Below are 15,242 nucleotides of genomic sequence, written 5' to 3'. Positions count from 1 at the left end.
GGCCATCCCTTTCAAGGTCTTGGGTAAAATCCGCTGAAATTCAGTCAGGAAGACCCGAACGATGTGGGCCGATGTACTAGCGCGATTCGAGAAAAAAGCACCTGCCAGCGTGATGGCCAAACTTGCCTTGGAGCAAGCCATTGCGCCGGAGTGGGTCGATCAGGTTTTCGAAGAACACCGGCAACGGCAGTACTCCCGCGAATTGCTGTTCTCAACCATCGTTAAGCTCATGTCCCTTGTTTCATTGGGCTTGAAGCCGTCATTACATGCCGCGGCCAAGCAACTGGAGGATCTTCCGGTTAGCCTGGCGGCCCTTTACGACAAGGTCAGCCGTACCGAACCGGCTCTGTTGCGCGCCTTGGTCACAGGTTGCGCGCAGCGCCTGACTCCGACGATCAAGGAGTTGGGGGGCTCAGCCATGCTGCCCGATTGGCAGGTTCGGGTGGTAGACGGCAGCCACCTGGCGTCCACCGAAAAGCGCCTTGGAGCACTACGGCACGAGCGCGGAGCGGCTCGTCCCGGATTCTCGGTCGTGGTCTACGATCCCGACCTGGATCAGGTCATTGACCTGCAACCCTGCGAAGACGCCTACGCAAGCGAGCGAGTCTGCGTGTTGCCGCTACTGTCCGATGCCAAGACGAACCAGGTTTGGATCGCTGATCGGCTCTACTGCACGCTTCCTGTAATGGAGGCCTGTGAACAAGTGAAAACGTCATTTGTCATTCGCCAGCAGGCCAAGCACCCGCGCCTGATTCAAGAGGGCGAGTGGCAAGCATCTTTGCCTGTTGCAACAGGTACGGTGCGTGAACAAAGCATTGAGGTAAGAGGGGGGCATCAGTGGCGACGCATCGAGTTGACGCTCCATTCACCAAACGACTCAGGTGACCGCAGTTTGATGTTCTGGAGCAACCTGCCCGAGAGCATCAGCGCACCGCAGATCGCGGACTTCTATCGCCGTCGTTGGAGTATTGAAGGGATGTTCCAGCGACTGGAAGCCATTCTGGAAAGTGAAATTGAATCTCTCGGCAGTCCACGAGCTGCCTTGCTTGGATTCACCACTGCCGTGCTGGCGTACAACGTACTGGCCTTGCTCAAGCGCAGCGTCGAACACGCTCATCGAGAGACTCAGCCTGAGGGCTGGGAGGCTTCGATCTATCACTTGGCGATCCAGGTCAGAGCTGGATATGAGGGCATGCAGATCGCTCTGCCCGTCGAATATCTACCGATCGTCTCAATGGAAAAACTGGCCCAGCGCTTGTTGGAATTAGCCAAGAACATTCAACCCAAGCAAGTCGCCAAAAGCCAACGAGGCCCCAAGGTACCCAAGCCCAGGACATGGGTTCAAGGGACGGCGGTACATGCCCACGTTTCAACAGACAGGGTCATCAAGGCTGCCAAAACGAAAAGACCTTGAAAGGGATGGCCGTAAGGGCGGAACCATAAGCGGCCGTGACCGCAGGAATGGATATGTACCCCGTCCAAAAAATGCAGCGCCAGTACGGACGCTATCGCGGGCAAGCCTCGCTCCTACAGGGTCAGCGATCGACAGAAACAACGATGGCGCCACTGAGGGCGCCATCGAGGTAAACCGCAAACACAAAGGTCAGGCCTTGACCGGCTCCAGCGCCAGCTCGGTCGCCTCCGGCCGCTTCACCACCGCATACACCACCGCCGTCAACAAACTCCCCGCCACAATCGCCAGCAAATACAGCAATGCGTGGTTGATCGCATTCGGAATCAGCATCACAAACAACCCACCATGGGGCGCCATCAGTTTGCAGCCGAAATACATCGACAGCGCCCCGCTCAGCGCGCCGCCGGCGATGCTTGCCGGGATCACTCGCAACGGGTCCTTGGCGGCGAATGGAATCGCGCCTTCGGAGATAAAGCACAGCCCCAGCACCAGCGCCGCCTTGCCCGCTTCCCGCTCGCTCTGGGCAAATTTGCGCCGGGCGATAAAGGTCGCGATGCCCAGGCCGATCGGCGGCACCATGCCGGCGGCCATGGTCGCCGCCATCGGTGCATAACTCTGCGACGCCAGCAACCCCACGGAGAAGGCATAGGCCGCCTTGTTGATCGGCCCGCCGAGGTCGACGCACATCATGCCGCCGAGCAACACCCCCAGCAGGATCGCGTTGGTGGTGCCCATGCTGTCGAGGAAATGGGTCAGGCCAGCGAGCATCCCGGCCACCGGCTTGCCCACCACATAAATCATCACCAGGCCGGTGAACAGGCTGGCCAGCAACGGAATGATCAGGATCGGCTTCAAGGCCTCCAGGCTCTGCGGCAAGCGCGCGTATTTGCTGATGGCTTTGGCCGCATAACCGGCGATGAAACCGGCAACGATCCCGCCGATAAACCCCGCGCCCAACGTGCTGGCGAGCATGCCGCCGATCATCCCTGGCGCCAGGCCCGGACGGTCGGCGATGGAGTAGGCGATGTAACCGGCCAGCAGCGGCACCATCAGCTTGAACGCAGTGTCGCCGCCGATCTGCATCAGCGCGGCGGCCAGGGTGCCTTCCTCCTTGAACGCGGTGATACCGAAGACGAAGGACAAGGCGATCATCAAACCGCCCGCCACCACCATCGGCAGCATGAACGAGACACCGGTCAGCAGGTGCTTGTAGATCCCGGTTTTCTCCTGCTTGGCCGGGGCCGCGGCGGCGCCTGCCGCTGCCGACTCCACCTGCCCCTCGGCCAGGGCCTTGTTCAGGGTTGCCTCGGATTGCTTGAGGGCGATGCCGGTGCCGCAGCGGTAGATCTTCTTGCCAGCGAAGCGCTCGGTGGGCACTTCGATGTCCGCCGCCAGCAGCACCACGTCCGCCGCGGCGATGGCCTCGGCGCTCAACGGGTTGCGCGCGCCGACCGAGCCCTGGGTTTCCACTTGCAGCTCATACCCCAAGCGTTTGGCGGTCTGCTGCAAGGCTTCGGCCGCCATAAAGGTGTGGGCCACGCCGGTCGGGCAAGCGGTGACCGCCACCAGCCGGGGCGCGCTTTTGCTGGCCGGCGCCGGCTCGGCCACGGCTGCGGCCGCGACATACACCTGGGCCTCCTCGGCGCCGCGCCGCAGCACGCCGTCGACGTCCTGCAGGGCCACTGAGGGCGAGCTCTGGAACACCCGCTTGCCGACAAACCGCGACATGTCCAAGGGCCCGGTGCTGACCACCAGCACCCATTCGGCCGCTTCGAGGGTGGCGGACGACAACTGCCGTTCCGGGTGCGCCTCGTCATGCACTTCGACGCTGGTGCTCCAGCCCTGGCGCTGGGCCGCGGCGTCCAGCAACCGGGCGCACAGCACACTGGTGACCATGCCGTTCGGGCAGGCGGTAACAATGGCTAACTTCATGACCAACCCTCTTATTGTTCTATGAGGGGATGAACGCGCACCCCCTGTTCAAGCTGTGCCAACTGCGCGGCATCGGTGATGCCGAAACCGATCTGGGTCACGGCCATGGCGGCGATGGCCGTGGCGGTGCGCAGGGTCTGTTCAAACGCGTGGGCGCTGAGCAGGCCGTGGAGCATGCCGGCCAGCAACGAGTCGCCGGCGCCGACGGTGCTGGCCACGCTGACCTTGGGCGGCAGCGCCTGCAAGGCCGGCGCAGCACTGAACCAGTTCACGCCTTCGGCGCCATGGGAAATCACCACATGCTCGACGCCCTGGGCGTGCAGGCGCCTGGCGGCTTCGGCCTGGGTCGCCAGCGACAGCACCGGGCTGTCCAGGGCCTCGGCCAGCTCCTCGGTATTGGGCTTGACCAGCCAGGGCCCGGCGGCCAGGCCAGCGCGCAGGGCTTCGCCGCTGGTGTCCAGCGCCACTTTCAGCCCCAGCGCCTTGAGGCGGGTCAGCAAGGCGTGCAGCCATTGCGGGCTGACGCCGCGCGGCAGGCTGCCGGCCACCACCACCGCGTCATGCCCCGGGGCGATCTGCTCCAGGCGTGCGAGCAAGGCCTGTTGCGCCGCTTCGTCGACCTCCGGGCCGGGGCCGTTGAGATCGGTGATGCGCCCGTCCTGTTCGGCCAGCTTGATGTTGCTGCGGGTTTCCCCGGGCACACGGACAAAGGCGTCGACAAAACCGCGGCGGGCGAACAACGCCTCGAACGCCTGGGGATTGTCTTCACCGAGGAAGCCGCTGACGGTCAGTTGATGGCCAAGGTCGGCCAGCACCTGGGCCACGTTCACGCCCTTGCCGGCGGCATGGGTGTGCATGGCTTCGCTGCGGTTGACCTGCCCCGGTTCCAGGCGCGTCAGCTGGACGGTGAGGTCCAGCGCCGGGTTCAGGGTCAGGGTAAGAATCTTTGCCATTACATGGCCTCCACAAGGGCACGCACATCGTTCGCGCTGCCGACGGCCAGGGCCTGCTCCGCAAGGGTTTGTGCCTGGGTCAGGCTGAGCTCGCGAATGCGTGCCTTGACCTCGGCGATGCTGCGTCCGGAGACGCTCAGTTCGTCCACACCCAGGCCGACCAGCACCGGCACCGCCAGCGGATCGGCCGCCAGCTCACCGCACACGCCGACCCACTTGCCGTGGGCATGGGCCGCGCGCACGGTGATGTCGATCAGTTGCAGCACCGCCGGGTGCAGGCCGTCGGCCTGGGCCGACAGGGTCGGGTGACCACGGTCGATGGCCAGGGTGTATTGGGTCAGGTCGTTGGTGCCGACGCTGAAGAAGTCCACTTCCTTGGCCAGCACCGGCGCCAGCAAGGCGGCGGACGGCACTTCGATCATGATCCCCAGTTGCAGGTCGGCTACCGGGATTTCCTGGCGCAGGCGCTCGGTCATGTCGCGGGCGGCACGCCATTCATCGACGCTGCCGACCATGGGGAACATGATCCGCAGCGGGCGGTTGTCTGCCGAACGCAGCAAGGCGCGCAGCTGGGCTTCCATGATCTGCGGGCGTTGCAGGGTCAGGCGGATGCCGCGCACGCCGAGGAAGGGGTTTTCTTCCTTGGCGATCGGCCAGTACGGCAGCGGTTTGTCGCCGCCGACATCCAGGGTGCGCACCACCAGCGGCCGCCCGGCCAGGCCATCGAGCACGCGACGATATTCGGCTTCCTGGGTGGCTTCGTCCGGCGCTTGCGGGTGGGCCATGAAAATCAGTTCGGTGCGCAGCAGGCCGATGCCTTCGGCGCCGTTTTCTACGGCGCTGGCCACCCCGGCGCTTTCGCCGATGTTGGCGAAGACTTCGACGTGATGGCCGTCGGTGGTGTGCGCCAGTTGATGGCGTTGTTCGGCGGCGGCCTTGAGCCGTTGTTCGCGGGTGTCGCGCTCTTCGGTAGCCCGTTGCAGGGTGCTGGCATCGGCGTCCACATGCAGGCGACCGCGCTGGCCATCGAGCAGCAGCGGCGTGCCCGGCTTGAGCAGCAACACGCCGGCACCGGCGCCGACCAGCGCCGGAATCCCCAGGGCGCGGGCGACGATCGCGCTGTGCGCAGTGGCGCCGCCACGGGCGGTGAGAATGCCGGCGACCCGCGCCGGATCGAGGCGCGCCACGTCCGACGGGCCGACTTCATCCATTACCAGGATGTAGGCTTCGTCCGGCTCCACCGGGGTCTGCACGCCACACAACTGCGCCAGCACCCGCCGGCCGATGTCCCGCAGGTCGGCGGCGCGTTCGGCCAGCAGCGCGTCGTGCAAGGCTTCCTGCTGCCGGGCGGCGGCTTCGATCACGGTCATCCAGGCCGCTTCGGCGCTTTCGCCCTGCTTGAGGCGGGTGTCGACTTCGTCGGTCAGTTCCGGGTCGTCGAGCATTTCCTGGTGGGTCACGAAAATCTCGCGAATGGCCTTGGCCTTGCTGCGCTGGATCAGGCCGTCGATGTCATGCCGGACCTCGGCCAGGGCTCCTTGCAGGCGCTCGCGCTCGATGGCGGTGGATTCGCCGCGCAGCGGGTAATCGAACGGCTGGATCACCTGGATATGCGCCGGGCCGATGGCGATGCCGGGAGCCGCCGGGATGGCCTGGACCAGGCTGCCGGAAGCCGGCGCGCTGATGGGCACCTCGACTTCTTCCGGCACTTCCTGGGGCGCGCTGGCTTCCGGAACCGGCTCGACTTCTTCCCCCAACCCTTCGGCGATGGCCGCCAGCAAGGCTGGCAGGGCGTCGGCGGCGATGTTCGGCTCGGCAATCAGCTCCAGGGTCTGGCCACGACGGGCGCCGAGGCTCAGCAACTTGCTCAGGCTCTTCACCGAGACGGCGGAACCCGGCGCGTCGAGGATCCGCACACGGACCTCGCCCTCGAAGCTTTTCGCCAGTTGCGCGAGGATCTTCGCCGGGCGCGCATGCAAGCCGTGGGCGTTGGCCAGGACGATGCGCGCGCTCGGCCAGTCGGCCGGCAGTTCGCCGCCCAGCACTTCCAGCACCGCACGGCTGCTGGTGGCCCGGCCCAGTTCATGGCCGCGGCCTTCGATCAACAGCGCGCACAGGCGTTCCAGCAGGGCCTGATGGGCCTCGCCCAGGCTGGCCAGGCAGAACAGCCCGGCCAATGGCTGGCCGAGGTAGCGAATCGGTTTGTCCGGGGTGACGAAGGCCAGGCCCGGGCGCTTGACGGTCTGCTCGCTGTGCAGCCACCACAGGCCATCGCCCAGGGGCAGCGCCTCGACCTGTTGCAGCACCGCGGCAAAACCGTTGCTCACGCAGTCGGCCTGGCGCAGCAGGCGGGCGCCACGCCACACCAGCTCTTCGAAGTCTTCGGCGGCCACGCCCAGGCCGATCATCTGCGCATCCAGCGCCAGTTCCTGCGGCGCGCCTTGCAGCAGTTTCAGCAGGGCTTCCGGCGAGCTGGCGCGGCGCAGGGCCTGGCCCAGGTCGGTCTCGCCGAGGGCGCGGGTCAAGAGTTGCAGCAGGCGCAGGTGTTCGTCGGATTTGGCGGCGATGCCGATCGCCAGGTAGACGATCTGGCCATCGCCCCAGTCCACGCCCTCGGGGAACTGCAACAGACGCACGCCGGTGGCGAACACCTGGTCGCGGGTTTCCGGGGTGCCGTGGGGGATGGCAATACCTTGACCGAGAAAGGTCGAGCCCTGGGCTTCGCGGGCCTGCAGGCCGGCCAGGTAACCTTCGGCGACCAGGCCGTCGGCCACCAGTTTGTCGGCGAGCAGGTGCAGTGCAGCGGACTTATCCACAGCCGACTGGCCCATGGATATCTGCTCAATAGTGAGCTCGAGCATGCTTTCTCCTATTTAGCGCCGGGGCGCTAGGTATTGTTTTGAGTGAATCAGTCAGGCGGCTTTAATGCCACAAACGGGACCGCCGGCTTGGCAAGGCCCTGTTCCCGTCTGCCCATACCCCTAGAAAATACGCGTGCTGAAACGTTTAATCTAGAATATTGGGCACGTTACTCGATAATCTTCCATCCTTGAAGCCCTACCTGTCGGCTGCATGTTCCGACATTGGTCGCCTGCCTATATCGGTTAGGATTGGCGAAAATGTCGGGGCAAGCTCCAGAAAACAAGGAAAACCCGGGTTGAAACTCAGTGATATCGCCAGACTGGCCGGTGTGTCCGTCACCACCGCCAGCTACGTCATCAACGGCAAGGCCGAACAGCAACGTATCAGCAACGCGACCGTCGAACGGGTCCGGGCGGTGGTCGAGGAACATGGCTTCACGCCCAACCCTCAGGCCGCCGGGCTGCGCAGCCGGCGGACCCGGACCCTGGGTTTCATCCTGCCGGACCTGGAAAACCCCAGTTACGCGCGTATCGCCAAGCTGCTCGAGCAAGGCGCCCGCGCCCGTGGCTACCAGTTGCTGATCGCCAGCTCCGACGATGCCCCGGACAGCGAGCGACAGTTGCTGCAACTGTTCCGCGCGCGCCGCTGCGACGCACTGTTCGTCGCCAGCTGCCTGCCGCCCGAGGATGACACCTATCGCCTGTTGCAGGCCCAGGGCCTGCCGATCATCGCCATCGACCGGGTGATGGAACCGGAGTTTTTCTGCTCGGTGATCAGCGACGATCAACAAGCCAGCCTGCATCTGACCCGCAGCCTGTTGCAGCCCCAGCCGCGGCAGATCGCCCTGATCGGCGCCCGCCCCGAGCTGGGCATCAGCCAGGAACGCGCCGCCGGCTTCAAGCAGGCGCTGGAAGGTTTCGACGGCCAGGTGCTGATCGAACAGGGCGAAGCCTTCAGCCGCGACTGCGGTCGCCAGCTGATGGAAGCGTTGCTGGAGCGCCTGGGCCACCTGCCGGATGCCCTGGTGACCACCTCCTATGTGCTGCTGCAAGGGGTATTCGACGCGCTGCACGACTTCCCGCTCAAGTCGCGCCCGCTGCGCCTGGGCACCTTCGGCGATACCCAGCTGCTGGACTTCCTGCCGCTGCCGGTGAACGCCATGGCCCAGCAGCACCAGCTGATTGCCGACAAGGCCCTGCAACTGGCCCTGGCCGCCATTGAAGAAGCCCATTACCAACCCGGCGTGAACGCCATCGCCCGGACCTTCAAGCAGCGCATTCACGAGGCTTGACCGTGGAACTGATCGACAGCCACACCCATCTGGATTTTCCGGATTTCGACGCGGATCGCCAGGCGCTGCTGGCGGCCAGCCGCGCCCGCGGCGTGCGGCGGATGGTGGTGCTGGGAGTCTATCAGCGCAATTGGCAGCGACTGTGGGAATTGGTGCAGAGCGATGCCGACCTGCATGCCGCCTTCGGCCTGCACCCAGTCTATCTCGACGAGCACAGCCCGGCCGACCTGCGTGAACTGGGCGACTGGCTGACCCGCCTGGCGGGCCATCCGCAGTTGTGCGCGGTGGGTGAGTTCGGCCTGGATTATTTTCTCGAACAGCTGGATCGCCAGCGCCAGCAGCAGTTGTTCGAAGCGCAACTGCAACTGGCCGCGGACTTCCAGCTACCGGCCTTGCTCCATGTACGGCGCAGCCATGCCGCGGTGATTGCCACCCTCAAGCGCTTCAAGCTCAAGCGCGCCGGCATCATCCACGCCTTCGCCGGCAGCCGCGAAGAAGCCCGCGAATACCTCAAGCTGGGGTTCAAGCTGGGCTTGGGGGGCGCCGCGACCTGGCCACAGGCCCTGCGCCTGCGCAAGGTCATCGCCGACTTGCCGCTGGACGCGGTGGTGCTGGAAACCGACTCGCCGGACATGGCGCCCGCCATGTACCCCAACCAGCGCAACAGCCCGCAACACCTGCCGGAGATCTGTGCGGCCCTGGCCGAGATCATGGCCGTCAACCCCGAACAGCTGGCGGCGGCCAGTACCGCCAACGCCTGCGCGCTGTTCGGCTGGCCCCACAACGCCTGAATCAGACCCTGAATGCGCTGATCAACTGCTTCAACTGCACCACCTGCGCCGACAGCTGGCGGCTGGCGTTTTCGGTCTGGTACGCGCCTTCGGCGGTGCGCTCGCCGGCGCGGTTGATCTCGACGATGTTCTGATCGATGTCGTGGGCCACCGCGGTCTGCTGCTCTACCGCCGCGGCGATCTGCTGGTTCTGGTCGACGATCATGCCTACCGCGCCGAGGATGTTCTCCAGCGCCCGCTGGACCTTTTCCGACTGCCCGACCGTGCCATTGGCCATCTGATGGCTGACGCCCATGGCCTTGACCGCCGCCCCCACACCACCGTGGAGCTTGACGATCATCTGCTCGATTTCCTCGGTCGATTGCTGGGTGCGCTTGGCCAGGGTCCGCACTTCGTCGGCCACCACCGCGAAGCCCCGCCCCTGCTCGCCAGCGCGGGCCGCTTCGATGGCAGCGTTGAGCGCCAGCAGGTTGGTCTGTTCGGCGATGCTCTTGATCACCTCCAGCACCCGGCTGATGGCCTGGCTGTCGCTGGCCAGCTGATTGATCACCAGCACCGACTGGTCGATCTCGCTGGCCAGCTGGGCAATGCTGCCTTGCTGGGATTCCACCAGCCCGCGCCCGCTGATGGTCTCGTCGTTGACGCTGTGGGCGCTGCTGACCGCCGCGGCGGCGCTGCGCGCGACTTCCTGGGACGTGGCGGACATCTGGTTCATCGCCGTCGCCACCTGTTCGATCTGGCTGCGCTGCCCGGCGACCGCCTGGTTGCTCTGGGCCGACACGGCTTCCACCTGCCCGGCCTGGCGTTCGACCTCGCCGACGGTCTTGCCCACCAGCTCGATCAGGTCGTGGATCTTCGCCACGGTGCCGTTGAACACCGTGCCCAACTCTCCCAGCTCGTCGCGGCTCTGGGCGTTGAAGGTGACGGTCATGTCACCGGCCGCCACCTTGTCCATCATCGCGCCCAGGCGCTTGAGGGTGGTGCGGGTCGAGACGTAGAACGCGCCATAGAGATAGAAGATCAGCAGGAACACCGCCGCCAGCGCCACCACCAGCAGCACCATCTGCGTACGGTTCTGCCCCAGCCGCTGTTGCAATTCCTCGCCGAGGAACTTCAGGGTCGCCTCGTTGAGCTGGTAGGTCTGCGCCATCAGCCCGCTGACCTGGTCATAAAAGCCCTGCCAGGGCGCGTCCAGGGTATCGGCCATCACCACCTGTTCTTCGAACAGCTCGCTGGCTTGCTTGAGGCTGCCTTTGCTGGCGCTGGCCAGGGCGTCCAGCGCGCCTTGGGCGGCCTTGCTCGAGCCCAGCGCATCCTGCAGTTTCAGGCCGTATTCGGCCTGGAGTTTCTCAATCTGCACCAGCAACTCGTCGAAGCGGGTGCTGGCGGATGAGTTGAGAAAGCCCTGGCCCAGGGAATACGCGCCCATCGCCCGCCCTTCGCCAAGAATCTGCGTGACCTGCGGCGTGACGCTGGTCACCAGTTCGCTCAACTGCCGCACATCGCTCTGGGTATCGCGGCTCAGGCCGGACTGGCTGGCGATGATCTGGCTGAAAATCTGCGCACTGCCCAAGAGCTTGCCGATCAGCGCGCTTTTGCTTTGCAGCGAGCTTTCCGCCTGCTGCGCCTTGAAGGCGGCGATCATTTCATCGCGCTTGCCGTCGAACACGCCGATCTGCTCAGGGTCCACGGTGACGGCGGCCAGGCCCTGCAAGCGTTCGAGCACGGACTTTTCCAGGGTGACTATCTTGCTCTCGATATCCCCGGCCTTGCCGGACTGCCCCAGGGTCGCGTTGATCTGCACCAGGTTGTTCAGGGTTTCCAGGTCGCGGCGCAGGGTCAGGCTGCTGCCCAGCAGGTCCAGGCTTTGCAGCTCGACCTGGGTGCCCTGGAACTCACGGTAGGAATCGCGCACCAGATAGAAGTTGGTGACCAGCATCGGCAGAAAAAACAGCACGCTGATCAGGCTGAACTTCATGCCGAAGCTCAGGCGGTTCATCAGGGCAATGGCGGGATAGAGCAAGCTCTTCACAAGAAGTCTCCCTTTTTGCTTTTATTTTTATTGGCAGGTACGCGAAGACGGCAGATAGCCACTATTTGGCGCTGCTTCTGTATAGCTCAAATCGGCAAAAGGGTTTGTAACTTAAGGTTAACCGCGGGGACGGCGGACAGAAGGAAGGCTTTATCTGCGCTGGCAAGACCGGAGAGGCTCGCCAGCGCTCACTCGCGGCTCGCCGTCAGGGCAGCACGGTCCACAGGGCGAAAGCGGCGTACCAGAGCACCGCGGCCCGCAGCAACAACTCCCAGATCCGGTCCAGGCTGAGAATGCCGTCCGGCCCGGTGATCGGTGCGGGGATTTCCGCGGCGACCAGGCCGACCTTTTCCACCAGCTGCGCGGCGCTGATGTTCCAGTTCAGCAGTTCGTGGAGCATCACGCGGCTGACCGCGACGAAGTTGCCCACCAGGGCGAAGCTGGCCGCCAGCAGGCGTACCGGCAACCAGTCGAAGGCATGCCGCAGCTGCCCGGCGCGCTCGGCGACCGCCGGGTTCTTGCTGTGCTCGGCGGCCAGCGCCAGCAGGCGATAGCTCAATGCGGCCACCGGGCCCAGCAGGAAGTACCAGAAGATCACCGCGAAAAAGCTCTGGTAGGCCTGCCACAGCAGGTGCCCCTGAACCTGCCCGAGCAACTGCTCGCCACTGTCGGCGCAGATGTCCAGGTCGCGCTTGGCGACGTGCGCCGCGGCTTGCAGGTCCTCGCGGCGCCAGGCATCGCGAAACGGCCCGAGTTCGCCCAGCAGGTCGCCCCGCCCCAGGCTGTAGATCACCACCAGCAGATGCACCGGCAACGCCAGCAGGCCGTAGGCCAGCGGCTCCAGGACCAGCAACAGCAACCCCAGCACCATTGCCGGCAACAGCACCAGCAGGGCCAGCACCCACCAGGGACGCTTGGCCAGACGCGGGCTGGCCTCTTGCCGGAACAGCTGGTGCAACCACGGCTCGTCATGCTGAACACGCTGGCGCAAGGCCGAGAACTTCTCGATCCAGACCGCCAGCAACAACACCAGAAAACTCATTGTCCTTCCCCTTCGTTCAGGGCCGCGCGATAGCGTACCCAGTCGAATCCGGGCCCCGGATCGGTCTTGCGCCCCGGAGCGATATCGCTGTGCCCACAAATCCGCTGTGGGGTGATGGCCTTGAAGGCCTGCTGCAACTGCCGGGTCAAGGCAATCAGCGCGTCGTACTGGGCATCGGTGAACGGCAACTCGTCGGTACCTTCCAGTTCGATCCCCAGGGAGAAATCATTGCAGCTTTCGCGCCCGTCGAACCACGACACGCCGGCGTGCCAGGCGCGGTCCAGACAGGAGACAAACTGAGTGACGGTTCCGTCACGTTCGATCAGGAAATGCGCGGACACGCGCAGGTCGGCGATCCCGGCAAAATAGGGATGCTCTGTGACATCAAGACGGTTCTGGAAGAATTCCTGCACCTTGCCCGTCGCGAACTGGGCCGGCGGCAGGCTGATGTTATGGATCACCAGCAGGGAGATTTCATCCGCGGGGCGTGCGTTGAAATTGGGTGACGGGCAATGGCGAACGCCGTGACACCAGCCGCTTGCGGGGTCCAACTGCATACCGATTCCTTCAACGAAGCCTGTGACGGCTCAGTATGCCGCGTTCCGCGCCCAGGTTGCGATCACTTGCCGCGATTGAGTCGCTGCAAACTGCCAATCACCGACTCCAGCGCCCGGTCGAACAGCAAGGTGTCGTCCAGCTGACGCACGGCCCTGCGCTGAAACTCCAGGGCCAGGCCGACCCGGGTGCGCTCCAGCACCTTCATGCCAGTGCGGTTGACGAAGATGTACTTGTCGCCGGGTTGCACGATGGCCGCCAGCTTGCAGCGCACGCTGTTGTCCTCGTCCTCGAGGAATTCGACCCAGGCCCCCAGCCGCAGCTGTTCGACCCGTAGCAATCCGGGATCGTTGGGCGCCAGCGCCAGGGGCGCGGCCTCCAGCGGGCCCTCTTCAGCGCTGGGCAGGACGATGTGTTCCTCGACCGCGACCATCGCCGGCTGCTCGTCCGCCCCCCCCGGCCGATGCTGCCCGGCGTTCTCGCCGAAGCCCTCGAATACCTGCAGGTGCAAGGCTTCCAGCTGGCTGAAGAACTCACTGGTGGCGAACGGATCGAACGCCGCGCTGTTCAAGCCGTCGCGCAGCGCCTTGAGCAGGTCGGGCACCAGCGCCAGCAGTTGCATGGCGGCATCCGGGTCGGTGTGGCGCTGCACGCTCCAGATCAGTTGCTCCATGGTCTGCAACCCCTCGCGCCATTCGCTGGAGTGCTCGCCATGTTTGAGACAGGTCAGCAACAGGACCTTGCTCCAGGCCTGTTGCACGAACTCGACGACGGTCAGGGGCAGGACCTTGCCCAGCAGCCCCTCGTTCAACGCCTGCTCGACGCGACGCCGCGCCAGTTCGGCCTTGGCCCGCCCCTCTTCGGCGTCACGGGTGCGCTGCTCCAGCAGCTCGCTGCGGCGCCGCTCGTCGCTGGTGAAGGCGAGAAACTCGGCGAGCAGCTCGGAAAAAATCGCTGGGTCGTCGACAAAATCGCTCAACAGCCGCTGCACCACCTGTTCGATGCGCAGGTACAGGCTGTCGCGCTGATAATCGTCGCAGCTGCCCCAGCCCATGGCCGCCGCGGCGATTTCGTTGAGCAGGCGGCGGGCGGGATGGCTGCTGCGGCTGAAGAAACTCTTGTCCAGCACCGCGACCTTGAGCATGGGGATCTGCAAGCGGCCGATCAGGGTCTTCAAGGATTCCGGCAGGTTGCGATCGGCCAGGATGAACTCGAAGAGCATGGCCACCAGGTTGATCACATCCTCGTCGGCCACTCCGACCACCCGCGACTTGCCGCTTTTCACGCTGACCCGGGTCAGCAGTTGTTCCAAGTGGTTACGCAGGTCGAAATCGTCCTGGGTGCCAGCCGGCACATAGTGCTGCAGGTGAGACAGCAGGCGCAGCAGGTCACGGGTGGAAATCGGCTGGGTTTCGGCGCTCGCCTCCAGGGTCGGCACCACGCTGCCGCGGACATGCAACAGCAGCTCCTGCAAGGCGGCGAACACTTCCTGAACGCTCTCGTCCATCTGCGCCACGCCGGGCTCGGGTGTGGCCTGGATACTCGCGGCCGCCTGGTCGAGGGCCCGGCGCGCCGGCGCCGGTTTGAGCTCCGGCAACACCCCAGTGGCGGCCAACAGCTGATTGGCTTCGGCGTACAGCTGGTCGGCCTCGCTGAGCACATAACGCTCGAACAGCTTGAGAATGATCAGCTTGACCTTGATCTCCACCCCCAGGTTGCGCCCGGATTCGAGGAAATACTCGCAGAGCATGGCCGGGCCCAGGGGGTTGCTGCGGTCATCCAGGTGCTTGCCCAGCAGCACGTTCAGGCGCGCGGTGAGCTGGCCAAGGGCAAAACCGTCACGGTTGCCCGCCTTGGCGACCATCGCCTCGAGGGCCACGGTGCGCTCCAGGTCGTCACGGCAGGTATCGGCGGATGGGACGCAGGCGACGGCCTGGGCGATCGCTGGCGCGGGGTCGTACTGGACCAGGCCGACAAAGGCCTCGAAGAGTTTTTCCAGGAAGCCGCGCTCGATGCTTTTGCGTTTCAGGCGCAGGTCGCGCATGGCTTCGAAAAAGGTGTTCTGGTCGACATTGTTCTGGGCCCGGTCGGCCATCTCGAACAAGGTGTCGTCGGCGTTATCGAACAGTTCCTGCAGGCCATGGCGCAGTTGCTGGGCGGCCTTGTCACGGACCTGAAGCAGAATCACAGGCAGGCGGGCGAGCGGCGAAGCGTTCGCCTGATCCGTAGCCGCCTTGTGCAAAGGCACTACATTCCCGTCGTTGTGCATCCAAGCCTCCTGAAAGGTGTTTCTCTGCCGCGCAATGAAAGGTCGCTCGACGCTCACAGTCGAGTCCCAGCGGGCATCGATACGCACCGCTGCATTTCAAA

At 64.9% G+C, this 15,242-nt stretch carries 10 protein-coding genes; 3 read left to right on the top strand and 7 right to left on the bottom strand.

What is annotated here, in order from left to right; all coding sequences use genetic code 11:
- The first annotated feature begins 112 nt into the window (after positions 1-112).
- Positions 113-1,414 carry an IS4 family transposase gene (locus tag PVZ80_RS03815; protein WP_080710636.1) on the top strand — a complete coding sequence of 434 codons (1,302 nt, stop codon included), beginning with the start codon at positions 113-115 and terminating at the stop codon, positions 1,412-1,414.
- Between the two features lie 189 nt (positions 1,415-1,603).
- Here the strand turns inward: PVZ80_RS03815 and PVZ80_RS03810 are convergent, their stop codons facing one another.
- The 3 genes from PVZ80_RS03810 to ptsP are packed head-to-tail and all read right to left on the bottom strand — an operon-like array spanning position 1,604 to position 7,160.
- Complete coding sequence (locus tag PVZ80_RS03810) at positions 1,604-3,346, bottom strand: PTS fructose-like transporter subunit IIB (RefSeq protein ID WP_273863442.1); 1,743 nt, start codon at positions 3,344-3,346, stop codon at positions 1,604-1,606.
- A gap of 11 nt (positions 3,347-3,357) precedes the next feature.
- Positions 3,358-4,299, bottom strand: coding sequence for a 1-phosphofructokinase (pfkB, locus tag PVZ80_RS03805; protein ID WP_028681647.1), 942 nt, complete (start codon positions 4,297-4,299; stop codon positions 3,358-3,360).
- Positions 4,299-7,160: a phosphoenolpyruvate--protein phosphotransferase gene (ptsP, locus tag PVZ80_RS03800; RefSeq protein ID WP_273863441.1), complete on the bottom strand. Its 2,862-nt coding sequence runs from the start codon at positions 7,158-7,160 to the stop codon at positions 4,299-4,301. The genes pfkB and ptsP overlap by 1 nt, the downstream gene beginning before the upstream one ends.
- A 296-nt stretch (positions 7,161-7,456) precedes the next feature.
- On the opposite strand from ptsP, the gene cra reads away from it, so the two are divergent.
- Together cra and PVZ80_RS03790 are read left to right on the top strand one after the other, a co-directional pair.
- Positions 7,457-8,452 (top strand): catabolite repressor/activator, encoded by a 996-nt coding sequence (gene cra, locus PVZ80_RS03795; protein WP_009046945.1) that lies wholly within the window; start codon positions 7,457-7,459, stop codon positions 8,450-8,452.
- A gap of 2 nt (positions 8,453-8,454) precedes the next feature.
- Complete coding sequence (locus tag PVZ80_RS03790; RefSeq protein WP_110176761.1) at positions 8,455-9,243, top strand: TatD family hydrolase; 789 nt, start codon at positions 8,455-8,457, stop codon at positions 9,241-9,243.
- A 1-nt stretch (position 9,244) separates the two neighbouring features.
- On the opposite strand, the gene PVZ80_RS33920 is transcribed toward PVZ80_RS03790, so the two are convergent.
- From PVZ80_RS33920 to PVZ80_RS03770, 4 genes are all read right to left on the bottom strand, one after another.
- Complete coding sequence (locus PVZ80_RS33920) at positions 9,245-9,949, bottom strand: methyl-accepting chemotaxis protein (protein WP_394324909.1); 705 nt, start codon at positions 9,947-9,949, stop codon at positions 9,245-9,247.
- Between the two features lie 1,531 nt (positions 9,950-11,480).
- On the bottom strand, positions 11,481-12,317 hold the full coding sequence (ampE, locus tag PVZ80_RS03780; RefSeq protein ID WP_124303439.1) for a regulatory signaling modulator protein AmpE: 837 nt from the start codon (positions 12,315-12,317) through the stop codon (positions 11,481-11,483).
- Positions 12,314-12,874, bottom strand: a complete 561-nt coding sequence (gene ampD / locus PVZ80_RS03775) for a 1,6-anhydro-N-acetylmuramyl-L-alanine amidase AmpD (protein WP_007922273.1) — start codon at positions 12,872-12,874, stop codon at positions 12,314-12,316. The genes ampE and ampD overlap by 4 nt, the downstream gene beginning before the upstream one ends.
- A gap of 62 nt (positions 12,875-12,936) precedes the next feature.
- Positions 12,937-15,141, bottom strand: coding sequence for a DUF1631 domain-containing protein (locus tag PVZ80_RS03770; protein ID WP_273863439.1), 2,205 nt, complete (start codon positions 15,139-15,141; stop codon positions 12,937-12,939).
- Positions 15,142-15,242 lie beyond the last annotated feature (101 nt).

This window comes from Pseudomonas sp. B3G-3 (assembly GCF_028640915.1).
In the GTDB taxonomy this organism is placed as follows: Bacteria; Pseudomonadota; Gammaproteobacteria; order Pseudomonadales; family Pseudomonadaceae; genus Aquipseudomonas; species Aquipseudomonas chlororaphis_I.
The sequence above is the reverse complement of the archived record's forward strand: the minus strand, read 5'-3'. Positions and strand labels throughout refer to the sequence as shown.

Excerpts from the sequence above, each read along its gene's own strand:
- ptsP (WP_273863441.1), bottom strand. The coding sequence starts at position 7,160 with ATGCTCGAGCTCACTATTGAGCAGATATCCATGGGCCAGTCGGCTGTG.
- ampE (WP_124303439.1), bottom strand. The coding sequence starts at position 12,317 with ATGAGTTTTCTGGTGTTGTTGCTGGCGGTCTGGATCGAGAAGTTCTCG.
- PVZ80_RS03810 (WP_273863442.1), bottom strand. The coding sequence starts at position 3,346 with ATGAAGTTAGCCATTGTTACCGCCTGCCCGAACGGCATGGTCACCAGT.
- ampD (WP_007922273.1), bottom strand. The coding sequence starts at position 12,874 with ATGCAGTTGGACCCCGCAAGCGGCTGGTGTCACGGCGTTCGCCATTGC.
- PVZ80_RS03770 (WP_273863439.1), bottom strand. The coding sequence starts at position 15,141 with ATGCACAACGACGGGAATGTAGTGCCTTTGCACAAGGCGGCTACGGAT.
- pfkB (WP_028681647.1), bottom strand. The coding sequence starts at position 4,299 with ATGGCAAAGATTCTTACCCTGACCCTGAACCCGGCGCTGGACCTCACC.
- PVZ80_RS33920 (WP_394324909.1), bottom strand. The coding sequence starts at position 9,949 with ATGTCCGCCACGTCCCAGGAAGTCGCGCGCAGCGCCGCCGCGGCGGTC.
- PVZ80_RS03815 (WP_080710636.1), top strand. The coding sequence starts at position 113 with ATGGCCAAACTTGCCTTGGAGCAAGCCATTGCGCCGGAGTGGGTCGAT.